Raw genomic sequence first — 18,482 nt, forward strand, 5'->3', positions numbered from 1 at the left:
ATGACAATGTGTTGATAACATGTGATGTTTTTATTTGCTAGTTGCTGGTAAAGTTGAAGGGTTAGTAACTATTGCTTCTAATAGCCATAATTATCGGTAGTGTTCAAATTTCTGTGTCATTTCTTTAAGCTATACCAAAAAGAGATGATTTATGACCACACCTACTTTTGATATCAATGCTGCCATTCAAGCACTACGTGAAGGAAAAGACCTCACCGGCAAGGATGGCATCTTAACCCCTTTGATTAAGCAACTCACTGAAGCGGCCTTGGCGGCTGAGCTGGATGGCCACTTGGCAAGCACTGAAGGCGCCAATCGTAAGAATGGCAAAACCACTAAAACAGTTAAAAGCCCCCTTGGCAACTTCGAGCTAAACACGCCCAGAGACAGAGCGGGCACCTTCGAACCTCAATTAGTCAAAAAGCACCAAACCCAACTTACCGATGAAATGGAGCGTAAAATCATTGGCTTATTTTCATTAGGCTCCAGCTATCAAGATATTCGCGCGCATATCGAAGACATGTACGGCATGTCGGTGTCCAACGGCACGGTGAACGCCATTACTGACAAGTTACTCCCTGAGCTTCAAGCATGGCGCGAACGCGAACTAGAGCCGCTTTACCCCGTCATATGGCTCGATGCGATCCACTATAAAATCAAAGAGAACGGCCGCTTTATTAGCAAAGCGGTTTACACCATTTTGGCGCTTAACGTCGAAGGTAAAAAAGAGCTATTAGGCTTATATCTGTCGGATAATGAAGGGGCTCACCATTGGTTAAGCGTGCTAACCGACCTGTATAATCGCGGCGTTAAAGACATCCTCATCGCCTGCGTTGATGGCCTTAAAGGCTTTCCTGAAGCGATTGCAACCATTTACCCGCAGACGGAAGTACAGTTGTGTGTCATCCACCAAATTCGCAACTCGATGAAGTATGTTGCCTCTAAGCATCAAAAGGCCTTTATGGCGGATTTAAAGTGCGTTTATAAGGCCGCCACCTTGAATGCGGCCGAGATGGCATTGGATGAGCTGGAGACGAAATGGGGTGATAAATACCCCGTGGTGATTAAGTCATGGCGCAACAAATGGGCACTGCTATCGGTGTATTTCAAATACCCAGACTATGTCCGTACTGCCATCTACACCACCAATGCCGTTGAAGCGGTACATAGGCAATTCAGGAAGTTAACCAAAACGAAGGGCGGTTTTGCTAACGAGAACAGTTTACTCAAGCTGCTTTACGCAGGTATATTGAAGGCCTCTGAGCGCTGGACTCACCCCATCCAAAACTGGAATTTGACGCTATCACAGCTCTCAATCCATTTTGAGGGGCGCTTAGAAAACCATATCGACCTGTGAAATTAACCTGACACAGAATTATGAACAGCCTCTAATTATCAAAAGGTGATGTACTTATAGCATTCATTTTCTTTTGTACTATTATGATGACTATGTTGTTTAACATTCTATTCGAAATCCAACCAGTGTTAACTTTTTTAACTGGCTTATCTATTATGTTCTTAATCGGTAATATTTTTCGTAGTGACATAGGGGGAGATAAAGATTCTTGAATATGTTCGTCAAGTTGAATATGACACATTATTCTTCTTGGGTATATTACTGTTGGTTGGAATGTTTAAAGAGATTTGAACTTTAGATTTATTAGCGAGAGCATATGCAATATTTGACCCTAATATTTCAATTTTTTCAGGCTTAGGCTCTGCTCTGCTTTAATTGATAACGTTCCGCTTACTGCAGCTCTGTTCAAGGCGGAACCAGTTCTAAATACATCGGAATGGCTTGGTTTAACTTATAGCATCGGTGTTGGTGGTTTATTGTTAGTAATTGGCTCGGCAGCGGGAATTGTTGCAATGAGTAAAGTAAAAGAACTTACTTTTGTCAGTTATATCAAATATGTCACCGCATTATTCTTATGTTATTGCTTGGGTTATGCTCTAACATTAATGTTAGCTAACATTTTTTAATTAGTTAAGAATGGTGGCTAGTTTCAACTAGTTCACTATTTTTTTGTTTGAGAAAGATTTATTGAACAGAATTTTTTTTTACTACTGTCAAATTAAAACACATCTAAGAAGGAGTATTCTTTACTCAGGAATGGGAATATGGCTTTCAACGGTATTGCCTTGATTTAGAATTATCTCTATTCTGCGATTTTTCTGACGATGCTCTGGTGTATCATTTTGAAAACGAGGTTGTGTATCTGCCAAACCTTGAACAATAATTCTACTTGGATTTACACCTTTGTTTTTGGTCATAATTCTAACTACTGCAGTCGCTCTTAAAGAAGACAAATCCCAATTGTCAGCATAAATCTCCATTGGCAACGTTGCATCTGTATGCCCTGCGATTACTACTCTGCCTGGCACAGATGCGATTACCTCACCAATCTTATCAATGAGAGGTATGAATTTAGGTTGTATAAATGCAGATCCAGATGCAAAAAAAGTATTGTTGTCACCGATTCGAATGATCAAGTTATCACTCACTTCATCAATCTCAACCTCTTGATTTTCTATTTCATTTTTTAACTTGGCAGATATTATCTCTTTATATTTCCTTATTGTGTCATTACTCTTGGCATTTGTTAGGTCATTATTACTCTCTGATGTTGAAGGAGCGGTTGTTGCAGTTTCAATAAGCTTGGGCTCTGCATCTACAGCGGATGTTACTGTATTAGGTTCTAGTATACTTGTTCCTCCAGGTGCTAATGCATTTACGGCAGGTGTTGATATTAATCCGATTTTAGACAACGAATCTATAAGACCTTCAACCATAAATTTAGCTTCATTTTTATCACTCATCGCAAATGAGTATAGCACCACAAATAATGCAAATAAGAGAGTCATAAAATCAGCATAAGAAATTAACCAACGCTCATGATTTTCTGGTGGATCAACTTTCTTTTTTTTCATCTTATTAGTGCTCTAAATATGGATTTAATTGAGCTTGTAACCGTTGTGGAGACTCACCGTCAGCGATACCAGTTATGCCTGTTAGCGTCATCTCTTTAAATAAACTTAACTGATGTGCAAACGCTTTGTAACGATTTCCAAAGGGAAGGAAGATTATATTAGCCGCAGCAACCCCATAAATAGTCGCAATAAATGCGACTGCAATTGCACCACCTAATTTATCAGGCGCATCAAGTAACCCCATAGCATGAATGAGTCCAAATACAGCACCTACAATACCCATTGTAGGACAATAGCCACCCATTGCCTCATAAACTTTTACAGTTTGTTCTATGCCATGCTGTTCAAATTCAATCTCTTTTTCTAAGATTTCTACGATATTGTCTTTTTCATACCCATCAACTAGCAATTCAAGTCCTTTATGTAAAAAAGGATCGTCAATTTGATCTATCTTATCTTCAATTGATAGTAAACCACCTTTTCTCACATCGCCTGCGATTTCGATCAAGAATTCGGCACGCTCGTTTAAATCAGTTCGTAAAGGAAAAATGAGCCACTTAAAACGTTTCATTGAAGCGATAATGACAGAAAAAGGGAACTGTGCCACTGTAGCACCAATGGTTCCGCCTATGACTATCATAAATGCAGGTAGGTCTAATAGTGCACTTGGATGCCCACCTTCAATTAGATTCCCGACGAGGATAAAAACTAGCGCAACAATTACACCTATAAAACTCATCTTAGACTCTCAATTAGTAAGCTGTAGAATGTTGAACTTATGTATAACTCTATGTTTTAATTGTTTTTTGTTTGTGGCGAATTTTGTTCCAAAGTACACATTATAAGGAAAATCTACTAAATTCAAGATGTGAATTCATGTGTTCCAGTTTTTTATTTAAAATATGAGTTTACCTCAGGATATCTGAAACATTTTGACCCGTCACAAACAATCCCATACCTAAGAAACAGAACCAAGCTAGGGTAGCAATGGCCAAAAGATAACCCCAAATTATGAACATACCATCCCGCTGTAACATACCAATGCAAATTAATAGAATAACCCAAGCTGGTAGGGTGTTTGTAAATGGGATTGCGCCAAGGGGTAACATCAACAAAATAGCCACAAGGATGATTAATATGCCATTACAGCGATTGGTACTATTGCTTGTTAACAAAAATAGACGTGGTCTACTAAGATGATCAATTCGAGTGAGTAAAGCCGCTCCTTTCATCAAAACTAGTTTTATCTGTTTTGAACTAAAGTGACGCTCCATTAACGTTGCTGGTAACCACGGTCCTTTATTCAAGACGACACCAATTCCAATAAAAACAATCAGTAGGCCAAATGGTGTACTAGTGCCTGGGATTGATATAGGCAATAAAAATGGAATTGTCAATAGGATACAAAATAATAACATGCCTTGCTCCCCAACAAGGCACAGTAGATTACGTAGGCTGACATGGTCAGTTTCAATTGCATCAGATGTAAACTGTAGCGCATCAGAAAGCTTTAATTGTGTATCTTTTGAGAGGTCATTCACACATTATATCCTTGTTTTATTAGGACCATTTTTAAAGGTTTCTTTCTGTTTTTAATGTTAAGCAAATTGGTTAGATTGTTATCACTTGTCTTCTCAATATAGCATTGATTTTCAATAGTATAAAATGTACCCACTTTGTCCCGTTGCCTGTTCTTCAGCAATGCATCTCCTCTCAATATAGGCTATCTTACTCATAACATCCCTTTAGTTTGCTGGCTCTTGGGTATTTTTAGCTCATTTTTATTACTTTGATTAGCCAAAATGGCCGCTAACGTAGCCTTGAGTGCGATGATCCTTGGGATTATTGAAGATTTGTTCTGTGTCCCCGTGTTCAACTAATTCACCCATCCAAAAAAATGCAGTTTTATCTGAAATACGTTTAGCTTGGTTCATTGAATGAGTAACGATCACAATTGTGAATTTTTTACGTAATTCATCCATTAATTCTTCAATTTTATGGGTCGCAATCGGGTCTAAAGCGCTGGTCGGTTCGTCCATTAAAATGACTTCCGGCTCCATCGCAATGGCTCGGGCAATACATAATCGTTGTTGCTGACCACCCGATAAACCAAATGCTGGTGTATGTAAGCGAGTTTTGACCTCTTCCCATAATGCTGCACCGCGAAGGGAGTTTTCAACGACTGCATCTAAAACGGCTTTATCTTTGACGCCTTGAGCTTTTAGTCCAAAAGCAATGTTTTCATAGATGCTCATAGGAAATGGATTGGGTTTTTGAAATACCATGCCAACACTCATTCGTAGGTGTTTTACATCAATATTGGCATAAATATCATCACCATCAAAAGTTACTGTCCCGGTGATTTTGACTCCTTCAACTAAATCATTCATGCGGTTTAGCGTACGGAGTAAAGAGGATTTCCCGCAACCTGATGGACCGATTAAGGCCGTAACTTGGCGTGCGGGTATATCAATCGAAATGTCTTTTAATGCATGGTTTTCGCCGTAAAATAAATTCAAATGTGTTACTTCAAACTTGCTCATTATTTAGCCTTTTCTATACATATTTTTGATGTGTTATTTCTATTATTTGTTTAATTTAGTTGCAATGAGTTTGGTTGCTAGGTTTAGCATTAGCACCAATACAATCAAAATGGTCGCAGTTGCATAAGCTTGATCCCATTCATTTTGGGTAAATAACTCTTGCGTTAATTTATATAAATGAACGGTCAATGTTCTGCCTGAGTCCATAACTGATTCAGGAATTTGAGTCACCATTCCTGCAGTCAAAAATACTGGGGCCGACTCCCCGACGACACGGCCAGTACTTAAGATGATAGAGTTCACTATACCGGGTAAAGCACTGGGTAAAATCAATCGCCAAATGATATAAATTTTACTGCAACCTAATGCATAGCCACCTTCTCTATAGCTCATAGGTACTGACATCAAGGCTTCTTCTGTGGTGCGAATAATGACTGGTAAAATCAGCATAGCGAGGGTGAGCGCGCCTGACAAAATTGAAAATCCAAGACCTAGTTGTGTGACAAAAAAAGTCATGCCAAAAAGGCCGTAAACTATAGAGGGTATACCCGCTAATGACTCGGTACAAAAACGAATGACTCTAACGACTTTACTAACAGGGGAGGCATATTCTGTTAAATAAATTGCGGTCATGATGCCAATCGGTGCTGCAAATGTAAGTGAGAGTAATACCATGTAAACGGTTGAGACTATCATCGCCCAAATACCCGATATCTCTCCTATTCGCGTGTAAGCACCCGTAATAAATTCCCAGCTTACATGGCTTAGGCCATTAGCAAGAATGTGCCAAACGACCCATAGTAAGAACAGAATTGTTATCCCTGCTGAGCCCCAAATGGCGCAATAAAGCAGCCTGTCTTTGCGCTTTCTCGTTAGCATGGATATGGATTGTGTGAATTTAGGCATGATTAGTAAGCCTTCTTACGATTGAGATACAACAGCGAACCATTAAGTAATACGATGAACGCGAGTAATACTATACCTGTTGCGTATAAAGCACTGGAGTGGATGCCTGTTGCATAAGACATTTCCATCGCGATATTAGCGGTTAGTGTTCTAGCAGGTTCAAGTAACGATCCTGGCATTGCAGGAGCATTACCCATCACCATGATGATGGCCATGGTTTCGCCAATAGCACGAGCAACACCTAAAATTACGCCTGTTAGAATCCCGCTTTTGGCCGCGGGGACAAGCACGTTAAAAATAGTGTAAATATGGGATGCGCCTAGAGCCAATGCACCTTCTTTATAAACCGATGGCAATGCACGTAATGAAGTTTCTGAAATGGTGATGATGGTCGGCAAAATCATGATCGCTAGAACAATAATCCCTGCCAAGAGGGTATTACCTGCGGGAATATCAAAAATAGCTTCTATTCCCGGAACAATAATAACCAACCCAAAAAAACCATATACTACAGAAGGAATACCAGCGAGCAGCTCAACTGCAGGCCTGACAAGATTTGCTAGCCATTTTGGTGCAAGTTCAGCAAGAAATATGGCGGTAAAAATCGCAATTGGAACCCCAATAATTATTGCACCCGTTGTCGAGATGAGTGAAGCGATAATCATGGGTAAAATGCCGTATAACGCAGGTGGTAACCACTCCTTACCTAAAACGAATGAGATTACACCTGCCTCTTTAAGTGCTGGTAACCCCTCGCTAAAGACAAACCATCCTATAGTGGAAACAGAAATCACGCCTGCCATAGCACAACATAGGAATAATATTTTGAAACTGGTTTCTATTAAGTCCCCTGATTTTTTTAAAAGAAGCGGCATTTTGGGCGCTTGGAGTTGAATCCCTGAATTCATCATGACACCTTGGTTATAAGTATAAGGTTATGTTATTAAGAGATGTTTTTATTTGGTAGGGCTGTAACCTTGCTCTGCGACGATGCGCTGACCATCGTTTGATATAATGAAATCTATAAAATCTTGTGCATTTTGATGGGGTTTATTATTCACTAATAGAATGAATGGTCTCGTTATTTGATATTGACCTGTTGCAATATTCTGATCTGATGCAATAACGCCGTTTACTTTAATCGCACGTAAAGAATTATCTACTGAGCCAAGAGATATATAACCTATGGCGTAAGGGTTATTTGCGACGATGGTCTTGATCATGCCGTTACCGCTGCCAACATGAGCTTTAGGTGTAATTGCTGAAACTTTATGGCCATTAATTGTACGTTGAAGTTTCATGATTTCTTCGAAGGCGCCTCGGGTCCCTGAGCCAGCTTCACGTGTTACCACGACAATCGGACGTGATTCACCTCCAACTTCGCGCCAATTTTTAATTTCCCCACGATAGATTTTAGATATTTGTTCTTGAGTTAGGTCTTGTACTGGGTTGGCATTGTTCACTGCTGCGGCGATACCATCATGAGCAATCACTATTGCCTTGGTTGTATCATTTAGTTCATTTTCATTTATATTGCGTGAAGACATGCCAATCATACTGGTCCCATTTATTGCGGCTTGAATACCTGCAGAAGAACCAGTGCTTTGTACCTCGACACTATGGGTTGTTATTTTTTGAAAGTTTTCAGCAAGCACCTCCATGAGGTGTGCAACGGAAGTTGAGCCTGATACGGTGACTGTAGATGCCTGAGCAAATGGAGCAACTAGTAAACCAATCGCTGTAAGCAGGTTAATATATTTATTCATTTCAAGTCTCATTGGAAAGAGTTAACAGAGAGCTCTTTCTGCTCTCTCTGTATGAAAACGTGCACATTAATACAAATAATTATGACAATTTTATTACAGTTTTTATTACCAGTTTCGCTCTGAATGTTTTTTATAAGAAGGTAAATTTTAGTTATTGTGGATAACTTTAGGTATTTTCATTTATAACTAACAAAAATGGCTTTAACACGCTGTTCTAGAGGGTGATGGGTGGCTTGGTTAAGACTAAATTCATGTTGAAGTAATGCCTGATGTGGATAAGTTATTTTTACAAATAGATGAATTTTTTATTAATTTTTGTTTACCATCTTCCATCGTTATATATTGGAAAATTACTTAATTATGGCGTTTTTGAATTCAAATCAGTGAATCGCCTAGACTTAACTCGAGAGCCTTCTCTTCATCAGCTGGTTGAATGTACAAAGACATTCTTACGTGCAAGTCAGGTCAATGGCAGAACGCTAACTAACGTTCGAGATTGATCATATGCACTGAGCACGGCTTACGCACCTAGGTTGTAGACTGATAGCGGTGGGCTGATTAGATGCTGCGATTTCGTTAAGGCAAGGCGCTGCATTTATCACTTCATTTATTTTTACATCGACGTTTTAATCAAATTTTCACAATAGTATTGTTCTGGTCTAATCCCATCGGACACTTAATTTTGAGACAGTATGGTCAATAAATTAAGAGGTCTATATGAGTCTGAAAAAATCACATAAGAGTTATCCGCAGGCATTTAAAGATGAAGCCGTCTTGATGGTGCTGGAGCAAGGTTATAGCGTTGCCGATGCGGCAAAGTCTCTTGGAGTTAGCACGAGCCTGCTTTACAACTGGAAGGAAAAACACGAAGCCCTGCAACAAGGCATCACCTTAGAAGAGTCTGAGCGTGATGAGTTGAAGCGATTGCGTAGAGAAAACAAAGAATTACGCATGGAGAAAGAAATTCTAAAAAAGGCAAGCGCCTTCTTTGCGAGAGAAATGAAGTAAGATTTCGTTTCATCAAACTGCAATCTCACCTGTTTCCCATAACACTGTTATGTCGAGTAATGAGTGTCAGTAAGTCAGGCTATTACGATTGGCATAAACGCCCTGCAAACGTGATAAGCGTTGAAACACTGAAGCTTTATCGCCTTGTTCGACAGCTATTTAAGCAAAGTCGAGGCAGCTTAGGGAATCGTGAAATGGTGAAGAAATTGCGCAAGGAAGGCTACCAGGTTGGTCGCTATCTCGTTCGTAAAATTATGCACCGCCTTCGACTCAAAGCAACCCAGCGATGTGCTTACAAGGTGACGACACAGCGAAAACACTCAGATGCAGTGGCTGATAACCTGTTAAACATGAACTTTAATCCAGTATCGGCTAATCAGGTCTGGGCGGGTGACGTGACCTATTTAAAGACGGGTGAAGGCTGGATGTACTTAGCTGTGGTGATGGATTTATATTCACGCCGGATTGTGGGATGGCGCATAGACAAACGCATGACCACAGATTTGATATCCAAGGCATTAATAAAAGCCTACAACCTGCGACAACCAGCGCGAGGGCTGGTATTTCACAGTGACCGAGGCTCGCAATATACCAGTAAACAATTCGGTAGGCTGCTATCGAGCTATGGTATCCGAGCCAGCATGGGTGATGTGGGTGCGTGTTGGGATAATGCCGTTGTTGAGCGATTCTTTGGTAGCTTGAAACACGATTGGATTTTTAAAGTTGCTCAACCAACAAGGGAGTTTATGAAGCAAGATGTGACGGCTTACATCAAATATTACAACTTGGAGCGACTTCATTCTGCTAATAACGATCTGTCACCTGTAGAGTTTGAGAATTCTCAAGTAAAAGTGTCCAGTTTGGGTTGACCAGTACAGTATGAACTGCATCAAGAGCTAGGAGACAAATGTCCTCTGGCATTCCCTCTTATCTCCCTATAATCCACGCCATGACTTCGTAACTCGGTGCTTGAGCCTCTGGTTTTGGCTGCATGGCAGCACCGTTTCCTATCAGGAGCTAGCTAATGAACATACTCGTGCTAAACGGGCACCCCAACTTAACCCAGTCTGTGGCCAATGCCAGCATACTTGCCCTTGAGGCTGAGCAACCGGGCTGGCATATCAATTCAGTGGCTCAGTTTGATGGGGATACCGCCACGGAGCAGCGACAGTTGCTCGATGCCGATGTGATTGTGGTGCAATTCCCGCTCTATTGGAGCACCTACCCCGCCGTGCTCAAACATTGGATCGATGAGGTATTTACTTATGGTTTTGCCTTTGGCCCTAATGGTAGCCAGCTCCAAGGTAAACCTGTCCTATTTTCTATCACCGCGGGGGCGACTGAGGACTCTTACAGCGAGACAGGCTTTAACTTTTTACCCTTTAACGCATACCAGCAAGCTTACGAACACCCATTTCGCGCAGCCGCTGTCGAGATTATCGATACCATTATTAGCTTTGAGATGAACTCCACTGCCGCCGAAGGTGGCAATAAGTCCAACACCCTTTCCCTTGCAAAGAACCATGCCGAGCGTGTGATTGCAGCCGTTAATTCATATAAGGACCACTCAGAATGATCCAGTCCATCCTTGGTATTTTTGTACTCTTAGGCGTTGGTTTGCTGTTTTCTGACAACCGCAGTTTGATCAGCTGGCGCGCCGTTATCGGTGCATTTGGCATTATCATCGCGCTCGCTTTTTTTGTGCTGGCAACCGAGATCGGTGCCGATGTGCTACTGGCCGTATCGAATACCGTAGGCAAAGTCTTTGGTTATGGTACTGAAGGGATTAAATTTGCCTTTGGCAGCTTAGTCAATTTCAGTGTTGAAGGCATTGGTTTTGTCTGGGCATTACAGGTATTACCGCAAATTATCTTTACTGCCGCACTCACCTCTTTGCTGTACTACTTAGGCATTATGCAGTGGTTTGTGTTGATTATTGGTGGCAGTTTGCAAAAGGTGCTCGGCACATCACGGGCGGAGTCAATGAATGCAGCGGGCAATATTATTCTCGGTCAAACCGAAGCACCGTTACTGATCAAGCCCTACCACCGCGTCCTCACCCGCGCGCAAATTTTTGCGGTGATGGTCGGTGGATTGTCTTCGATTGCTGGCTCCATTTTAGCGGGCCTTGCGGGGATGGGCGTTGCACTTAACTATCTAATTATGGCTTGCTTTATGTCCGCTCCAGCGGGGTTGATGTTCGCGAAGTTGCTTATCCCAGAAACCGAGCCAACCGTTAACGAAGTGCCAGAATTACCCGATGATGAAAAGCCGAGCAGCTTTATTGATGCCATAGCCAAAGGTGCCATTGCTGGTATGGGAATCGCTGCCATCGTCGGCGCAGTCATTATTGCCTGTATTGGCCTCATGGCCTTGTTGAACGGCGGATTGGGTGCGATTGGTGAACTGTTTGGTATGCCAACCTTAACCGTAGATATGATCCTCGGCACCTTGTTTGCGCCAGTAGCTTGGTTGATTGGTATTCCTTGGGTCGAAGCAAGCACAGCCGGCGCCTTCCTAGGGCAAAAAATCGCCATGAATGAGTTTGTTGCCTTCGCCAATATGGGCAATGTGGAACTGTCTGCACGTAGTAATGCCATTATGACCATTGCCCTGTGTGGCTTTGCCAATATCGGCTCAGTAGCCATGGTGTGTGGCGCCCTGAGTAAAATGATCCCGCAACGTGCAGGGCTGATTGGCCAGCTGGGGATGAAAGTACTGCTCGCGGCAACGTTAGCAAACTTAATGAATGCTGCAATTGTCAGTTTGTTTATCTAAGTATTCCCTTCGCGGTAGCCCGATAAAACTTAGGGCTACCGCCAAGCTAAGTAATTGATAAAGGTCAACAATGAGTATTCAACCCCATATTCTCGTCGCGCCCCACCAAGTCAGTGAAAAAGCCGTCGTCTGCGGCGAGCCTAATCGAGTCAACCGCATCGTGGCGCATCTAACTGATGTCGAATCCTTGGCGGATAACCGCGAGTTTCGACTGATGCGGGGCCGTTATGGCGACACTATCGTCACCGTTTGCAGCACAGGTATTGGCGCGCCCTCGGCGATCATTGCCCTTGAGGAACTGTATCAATGCGGTGTAAAACAACTTATCCGCATCGGCTCTGCTGGTGCGCTACAACCGCAAATAGCCATAGGCGATGTGATTATTGCCGAAGCCGCCGTACGTGATGATGGCGGCTCTGCCAGCTATGTAAAGCCCGGTTTTCCGGCCTATGCCAATCATCGTTTGGTCGGCAAACTGCAAGCATACTGCGCGCAGCATCATATATGTGCCCATAGCGGCGTAGTGCGCTCCCACGACAGTTTTTATACCGATCAAGAACAGGACCTCTGCCACTATTGGCATCGTCAAGGCGTGCTCGGGGCAGATATGGAAACCGCTGCGTTATTCACCGTCGGCCGACTGCGCCAACTTGAAGTGGCGGCAATACTCACCAACGTAGTGCTGTTTGATCAGGATGTTAAAGCAGGAGTTAATGACTATGTAGCATCGTCCAAGGCAAGCGCCCAAGGTGAGCAACATGCCATTTTAGCCGCGCTCAACGCGCTGTGTGATTAAAGCCTGTTGAGGCTAAAGCGGCGCGCATTGCCGCTAAACGCAGCACCCAGATAACCACCAAATCATCCTCTTAATGGCGCAGTCAATGCGCCATCATCCCATTCAACCCACACTTACATTCACACTTACACCAATCTGTCCAACAAACGTTTGCAGCGCCACAACAGCGGCGACGCACATTACGCGCTATCATCCACCGCTACAACCATAATGCCCGCATGCACGGACTTACTGATTTTATGATCGAATAAGTATCAATTCTGCGGTGAAATGCGTACCTTAATTGCATTAGTAATCCGCAACTATCATCAACATGCAGTTACATCCTGAACTCTCTAGCCGCTTTGGCGACACCTTAAGCGAGCAGCGCGAACTCTTTAAGCAAGCCTTATTTCAGTGCCAAACGGCCAGCCGCCAATTTGCCCCCGGAGATATCATGTTGCAACAGGGGCAAAATGTGCGTGAGCTCTACGTGGTATCAGTAGGGAAAGTCGCCATGTATACCAGCGCCAATAATGGTCGGCGCTTTCAACTAGGCGAGCTAAATTGTGACCAACATATTTTTGGCGAAATTGAGTTTTTTACTAAACTGCCCTGCCAATGGACTGTGATGGCCGAAGAGCAAATAGAAGCCGAGGTAATTTGTGCCGCCAAACTGCAACAATGCATCATCACGCAACCGCAATTAGCACTCTTTTTTGCCTCCGCGCTGGCATGGGATTATCAAGACTCAATGGCAATCTACACCAACCGCTTATTGCACCCCATCGCCGTCAATATCGCCCTCGATTTGCTACAACGCAGCCAAAACAATCTCGCCCTCGGAGCCTTTAACAAGGTCGAGCAAGAAGCCGAACGCTTCGGCACCAGCAGTCGCGTCTACCGCCGCGCACTCAACTCCCTGATTGAACTCGGCCTTGTCGAAAAACGCGATCAGCAGCTGCATATTATCGACCCCAAAGCGCTCACTGCTTTTATTGCTGAGTAGTTAAACTGAATGCGCTATCAAGCAACACAGTTACTGCTAAAGGCGATAAATCCAAACCTATATAGGCAGAGTTAATATCCGAACTGATGGATCTAAAAAGGGTTAGGTGTTGATAATGTTGACTCAAATTTACCTAGCGTTATTCACTGATACAGATTTTGTAGCAATGTGCGGAATAAAATTATATGAAAAACTATTTTGAGACCCCGTTTAAAGGGAAGCCTCTCAGCGAACAGGTCAAGAATCCCAATATTAAGGTTGGCCGTTATAGTTACTATTCAGGCTATTATCACGGCCACTCATTTGATGATTGTGCTCGCTATCTTTTGCCAGATCGTGATGACGTTGATAAATTGATTATTGGTAGTTTTTGCTCGATAGGCTCTGGTGCTTCTTTTATTATGGCTGGCAATCAAGGACATAGGCATGATTGGGTGACATCATTCCCTTTTTTCTACATGAATGAGGAGCCTGCATTTTCAGAAGCTGTTGATACATTTCAAACCACTGGCGATACCGTGATTGGAAATGATGTGTGGATTGGTTCAGAAGCGATGATTTTGCCTGGCGTCAAGGTTGGCCACGGCGCGGTGATAGGGAGTCGCGCCTTGGTGACAAAAGATGTAGAGCCTTACACTATTGTTGGCGGAAATCCAGCAAAACCAATAAAGAAGCGGTTTTCAGAACAGGAAATTTCAATGTTGTTGGAAATGGCGTGGTGGGACTGGCCATTAGAGCAAATTGAACAAGCTATGCCTCTTTTGTGTTCATCTGATATAGCAGGCCTTTACCGCATCTGGCAAAGTTCAAACGCTTAAAACCGCTGCCATCTAAAAAGAGAAAGATTAGGGAAAGGCAGGAAAAATGCATGGGCATCCACCTCTAAGCACTTGATAATAAACCTCCGACTATGCTTTGGCTAAGCATTAAACAAGGAGGTTTGCATACTGTTCGGGTAAAAATTATGACCATCGCCGCGTATGGATTGAGTCACTACTGTTTGAACTTGAAACGGTTTTAGCTATTGACCTGGTGGCCTTTGCACTTGTGCTAATGAAGAACAGTAACCCATCCTCTGCATCTAGTGCAGTGGCTTTACTTGCCACATAGGAATACACCATTCTTAAAGGAATTAGCTCCATTTTTTGACTCAAATGCAGCCCGGCGACTTTTGATGCCCCTCATTCAAGCCATTTTAGCCTGAGTAGGTTGTAGGCAAATTGAAAGTGCATTATGTTTTTGATTTAAAATGGGTAGCTAGGTTTTTTAGAAAATAATTAGTTAGGAAATGGAGTGTCGTTCATGCATTTTTTTTGGACCGTTTGTGTTTTAAGCCTTTTCCCTATTACGGTCTGGTATTTTATTTCCTTTAAAAGAATGTCGTCACTATTGGAAAGCAAGTATCCAGAAAAGTGGGAAGTGTTAGGTAAAGTTGGCTTTATTAACAACAATAGTCTTAGCAATTCAAATAAAGTAATTAGGTTCTTATTAAAAGAGGAATATCGAGAACTTAACGATGGAGATTTAAATAAAACTGTACTGGTCAACCCAAACTGGACACTTTTACTTGAGAATTCTCAAACTCTACAGGTGACAGATCGTTATTAGCAGAATGAAGTCGCTCCAAGTTGTAATATTTGATGTAAGCCGTCACATCTTGCTTCATAAACTCCCTTGTTGGTTGAGCAACTTTAAAAATCCAATCGTGTTTCAAGCTACCAAAGAATCGCTCAACAACGGCATTATCCCAACACGCACCCACATCACCCATGCTGGCTCGGATACCATAGCTCGATAGCAGCCTACCGAATTGTTTACTGGTATATTGCGAGCCTCGGTCACTGTGAAATACCAGCCCTCGCGCTGGTTGTCGCAGGTTGTAGGCTTTTATTAATGCCTTGGATATCAAATCTGTGGTCATGCGTTTGTCTATGCGCCATCCCACAATCCGGCGTGAATATAAATCCATCACCACAGCTAAGTACATCCAGCCTTCACCCGTCTTTAAATAGGTCACGTCACCCGCCCAGACCTGATTAGCCGATACTGGATTAAAGTTCATGTTTAACAGGTTATCAGCCACTGCATCTGAGTGTTTTCGCTGTGTCGTCACCTTGTAAGCACATCGCTGGGTTGCTTTGAGTCGAAGGCGGTGCATAATTTTACGAACGAGATAGCGACCAACCTGGTAGCCTTCCTTGCGCAATTTCTTCACCATTTCACGATTCCCTAAGCTGCCTCGACTTTGCTTAAATAGCTGTCGAACAAGGCGATAAAGCTTCAGTGTTTCAACGCTTATCACGTTTGCAGGGCGTTTATGCCAATCGTAATAGCCTGACTTACTGACACTCATTACTCGACATAACAGTGTTATGGGAAACAGGTGAGATTGCAGTTTGATGAAACGAAATCTTACTTCATTTCTCTCGCAAAGAAGGCGCTTGCCTTTTTTAGAATTTCTTTTTCCATGCGTAATTCTTTGTTTTCTCTACGCAATCGCTTCAACTCATCACGCTCAGACTCTTCTAAGGTGATGCCTTGTTGCAGGGCTTCGTGTTTTTCCTTCCAGTTGTAAAGCAGGCTCGTGCTAACTCCAAGAGACTTTGCCGCATCGGCAACGCTATAACCTTGCTCCAGCACCATCAAGACGGCTTCATCTTTAAATGCCTGCGGATAACTCTTATGTGATTTTTTCAGACTCATATAGACCTCTTAATTTATTGACCATACTGTCTCAAAATTAAGTGTCCGATGGGATTAGACCAGAACAACCCGCCTCCTTTTGTCGAGTACTGTTGATTATAGGTACTACATTAGCCGTATTGGCATTCATTATGCCAATCTTAATAGGTAAGTACGGCTAATTAATATAAGCCCCAAGTGGCTAGTTTTCACTGGTAGACTGACTAATTTTTTCGGAATGCTGGCCAATCTGTTTCGGAATGGTGGAAGCACCGGGACGGAACGTACAAAATTTGAACGCCACCTTTTGACCAGCTTTCCGATTATGTTTGACTCGAAGAGTCAATACAATCTAGCCAACGTTCCGTTAATGATTGGCCAAGCTAGTTAGCATCTTATGCTTACTTGTGTGATTTTTGACTAGGTGGTGATTAACGATGTCAATCAGTTCATCACAAATTTTAATCCGAAACACTAATTCGAGTTAAAGGTCTAACTCTGCAATATCCACAAATAAAGTAGTGAATCACTCGACACCAGACTCATCCAACGCCAGCTTGATAAGCCTTTCATACGACTTTTTAACGAACTCCATTTATGCGACTTTTTTAACAGACTCTATTTATGTGACTGTTGCTGCAAATCTTGACTATTTTAGTCAAGATTTATTGCATCACTTTAAAGCTGCAAATAATATGCATGTAAATTATTTGTGCTTTGGAGTGTTGCTATGTCATCTGCCAGCCTTGCGTCAGCGTCTCAGCTTGAACAACCATCAACCCCTTTATCCCCGTGGCTTGAGCGTAAAGTGGGCGAGCTGGTCGCGGAGGATTTTCGCCGCGCCCATGTGTTTAGCCAATTTGGTATCGATTTCTGTTGTGGCGGTGGTAGAGCACTGATCAACGCCTGTGAGCGAGCGCAAGCCGACCCCTATAAAGTTGTCGCTGCATTAGAGTACATGACAAATTCAGGCGCCAAGGAAGATGAACTGAATCAACTGCCACTTGAACAACTGATTGATTATATTGAGCGTACTCACCATCAATATGTCCGTGCTAAAGCACCGTTATTACTGGAATACTCCGAAAAAATGGTACGCGCCCATGGCGAGCATTATGCCGAAATTGTTCCCTTTGCGGGTTGGGTTCGAGCGTTGATAGAAGACTTAATGCCGCATTTGATGAAGGAAGAAAACATTCTCTTCCCCGCAATTCGCGCCATGAGCCAAGGTGAGCAAGTGCAAGGCTGCTTTGGTCATATCGGCAATCCTATCAATGCGATGCAACACGAGCATGAAGACGCTGGGCTGATTTTACAAAAGCTACATGAGTTAACCAACGGCTTTACGCCTCCAGAATATGCCTGTACCACTTGGCGGGTTTGTTATGCCACGCTCGCAGAATTTGAGGCGGATCTACACAGGCACATTCACTTAGAGAACAACATTCTCTTCCCCAAGGCGCTGCAACTCACCTAATCAATAGGATTGATTAACCACAAGGGCCGGCACAACTGCTGGCCTTTGTAATTGTGGCGTGTTACAAAAAGTGGTGTGCCTTGCCAGGATAAGCCGCCATGACATACCCAACATTCGCACTCGATGATATTACTTCCCTACACGAATCCGCCCAGGTGGAGTTTAAGCTTGCGCGGGGCCGTGATGGGCAAGGTCAATTACCGGAAGATATTTGGGCAACCTATAGTTCCTTCGCCAATACCTTAGGCGGAGAGATTATTCTTGGGGTACGCGAAGACCGCGGCCATTTCACCATTGAAGGCATCCCTAATCCGCAGCCTGTATTACAGGAATTTTGGGAGATCATCGACAATCCTAGCCGGGTCAGCTGCAATATTTTGGCGATATCTGATGTGCAGCTTATTGAAATTATGAATAAAAAACTGATAAGGATTCGGGTTCCGCTCGCGCCTGAGCATTTAAAACCTGTATTTATTGGCACCGATGTCTACACTGGCAGCTATTTTCGGGTTGGGGATGCCGATATGCATGCCAGCCGCAAGCAGGTGATGCAAATGCTACGCCGCGCCCATCACTGCAATAAGCTGTTCAAGGCGCGGTAGTATTT

At 43.0% G+C, this 18,482-nt stretch carries 17 protein-coding genes and 2 pseudogenes; 11 read left to right on the forward strand and 8 right to left on the reverse strand.

The genetic code is table 11. The features are described 5' to 3' along the window. The first annotated feature begins 151 nt into the window (after positions 1–151). Positions 152–1,357, forward strand: a complete 1,206-nt coding sequence (locus SO_RS19860; RefSeq protein WP_011073948.1) for an IS256-like element ISSod5 family transposase — start codon at positions 152–154, stop codon at positions 1,355–1,357. A 47-nt stretch (positions 1,358–1,404) separates the two neighbouring features. Further along, positions 1,405–1,983 (forward strand): annotated as a pseudogene (locus SO_RS23300) (sodium:proton antiporter); the annotation flags it as partial. 120 nt (positions 1,984–2,103) lie between these two features. Here the strand turns inward: SO_RS23300 and SO_RS19870 are convergent. The 7 genes from SO_RS19870 to SO_RS19900 form a co-directional block, all read right to left on the reverse strand. Continuing rightward, the gene (locus tag SO_RS19870; protein WP_011073949.1) at positions 2,104–2,931 is read right to left on the reverse strand and encodes an OmpA family protein; all 828 of its coding nucleotides are present in this window, start codon (positions 2,929–2,931) and stop codon (positions 2,104–2,106) included. Between the two features lie 4 nt (positions 2,932–2,935). Then, positions 2,936–3,670, reverse strand: a complete 735-nt coding sequence (locus tag SO_RS19875; RefSeq protein WP_011073950.1) for a flagellar motor protein — start codon at positions 3,668–3,670, stop codon at positions 2,936–2,938. Between the two features lie 169 nt (positions 3,671–3,839). Next, positions 3,840–4,472, reverse strand: a complete 633-nt coding sequence (locus SO_RS19880; protein WP_011073951.1) for an exopolysaccharide biosynthesis protein — start codon at positions 4,470–4,472, stop codon at positions 3,840–3,842. Between the two features lie 252 nt (positions 4,473–4,724). Beyond that, the gene (pstB, locus tag SO_RS19885) at positions 4,725–5,474 is read right to left on the reverse strand and encodes a phosphate ABC transporter ATP-binding protein PstB (protein ID WP_011073952.1); all 750 of its coding nucleotides are present in this window, start codon (positions 5,472–5,474) and stop codon (positions 4,725–4,727) included. Between the two features lie 42 nt (positions 5,475–5,516). Then, positions 5,517–6,380, reverse strand: coding sequence for a phosphate ABC transporter permease PstA (pstA, locus tag SO_RS19890; RefSeq protein WP_011073953.1), 864 nt, complete (start codon positions 6,378–6,380; stop codon positions 5,517–5,519). Between the two features lie 2 nt (positions 6,381–6,382). Next, positions 6,383–7,288: a phosphate ABC transporter permease subunit PstC gene (gene pstC / locus SO_RS19895; protein ID WP_011073954.1), complete on the reverse strand. Its 906-nt coding sequence runs from the start codon at positions 7,286–7,288 to the stop codon at positions 6,383–6,385. Between the two features lie 48 nt (positions 7,289–7,336). Next, positions 7,337–8,146: a phosphate ABC transporter substrate-binding protein PstS gene (locus SO_RS19900; protein ID WP_011073955.1), complete on the reverse strand. Its 810-nt coding sequence runs from the start codon at positions 8,144–8,146 to the stop codon at positions 7,337–7,339. 717 nt (positions 8,147–8,863) lie between these two features. Between SO_RS19900 and SO_RS19905 the strand changes: the two genes are divergently transcribed. From SO_RS19905 to SO_RS23305, 7 genes and pseudogenes are all read left to right on the forward strand, one after another. Beyond that, a protein-coding gene (locus SO_RS19905; protein ID WP_141135407.1) for an IS3-like element ISSod1 family transposase occupies positions 8,864–10,023 on the forward strand; the annotation gives its coding sequence in 2 pieces (ribosomal slippage) (positions 8,864–9,113 and positions 9,113–10,023; 1,161 coding nt in all). A gap of 155 nt (positions 10,024–10,178) precedes the next feature. Beyond that, positions 10,179–10,730: an NAD(P)H-dependent oxidoreductase gene (locus SO_RS19910; protein ID WP_011073956.1), complete on the forward strand. Its 552-nt coding sequence runs from the start codon at positions 10,179–10,181 to the stop codon at positions 10,728–10,730. Beyond that, on the forward strand, positions 10,727–11,932 hold the full coding sequence (locus tag SO_RS19915; protein WP_011073957.1) for a NupC/NupG family nucleoside CNT transporter: 1,206 nt from the start codon (positions 10,727–10,729) through the stop codon (positions 11,930–11,932). The genes SO_RS19910 and SO_RS19915 overlap by 4 nt, the downstream gene beginning before the upstream one ends. Positions 11,933–12,002: 70 nt before the next feature. Next, positions 12,003–12,728, forward strand: coding sequence for a nucleoside phosphorylase (locus SO_RS19920; protein ID WP_011073958.1), 726 nt, complete (start codon positions 12,003–12,005; stop codon positions 12,726–12,728). Between the two features lie 313 nt (positions 12,729–13,041). Next, a complete protein-coding gene (locus SO_RS19925; RefSeq protein WP_011073959.1) occupies positions 13,042–13,716 on the forward strand; it encodes a Crp/Fnr family transcriptional regulator in 675 nt (224 codons plus the stop codon). A 185-nt stretch (positions 13,717–13,901) separates the two neighbouring features. Then, positions 13,902–14,534 carry a type B chloramphenicol O-acetyltransferase gene (gene catB, locus SO_RS19930; RefSeq protein ID WP_011073960.1) on the forward strand — a complete coding sequence of 211 codons (633 nt, stop codon included), beginning with the start codon at positions 13,902–13,904 and terminating at the stop codon, positions 14,532–14,534. Between the two features lie 133 nt (positions 14,535–14,667). Then, positions 14,668–14,766, forward strand: a pseudogene (locus tag SO_RS23305) (transposase); the annotation flags it as partial. Between the two features lie 493 nt (positions 14,767–15,259). Here SO_RS23305 and SO_RS19935 read toward each other — a convergent pair. Next, positions 15,260–16,419, reverse strand: a protein-coding gene (locus SO_RS19935; protein WP_141135407.1) for an IS3-like element ISSod1 family transposase whose coding sequence is annotated in 2 segments (ribosomal slippage) — positions 15,260–16,170 and positions 16,170–16,419 — 1,161 coding nt in all. Because the reading frame shifts where the segments join, the coding sequence is not laid out codon by codon here. Positions 16,420–17,128: 709 nt separating this feature from the next. Between SO_RS19935 and ric the strand changes: the two genes are divergently transcribed. Beyond that, on the forward strand, positions 17,129–17,875 hold the full coding sequence (gene ric / locus SO_RS19940; RefSeq protein WP_011073961.1) for an iron-sulfur cluster repair di-iron protein: 747 nt from the start codon (positions 17,129–17,131) through the stop codon (positions 17,873–17,875). A 98-nt stretch (positions 17,876–17,973) separates the two neighbouring features. Beyond that, positions 17,974–18,477, forward strand: coding sequence for an AlbA family DNA-binding domain-containing protein (locus SO_RS19945; RefSeq protein ID WP_011073962.1), 504 nt, complete (start codon positions 17,974–17,976; stop codon positions 18,475–18,477). Positions 18,478–18,482: the final 5 nt, after the last annotated feature.

The sequence above is a fragment of the Shewanella oneidensis MR-1 genome (assembly GCF_000146165.2).
Taxonomy (GTDB): Bacteria; Pseudomonadota; Gammaproteobacteria; order Enterobacterales; family Shewanellaceae; genus Shewanella; species Shewanella oneidensis.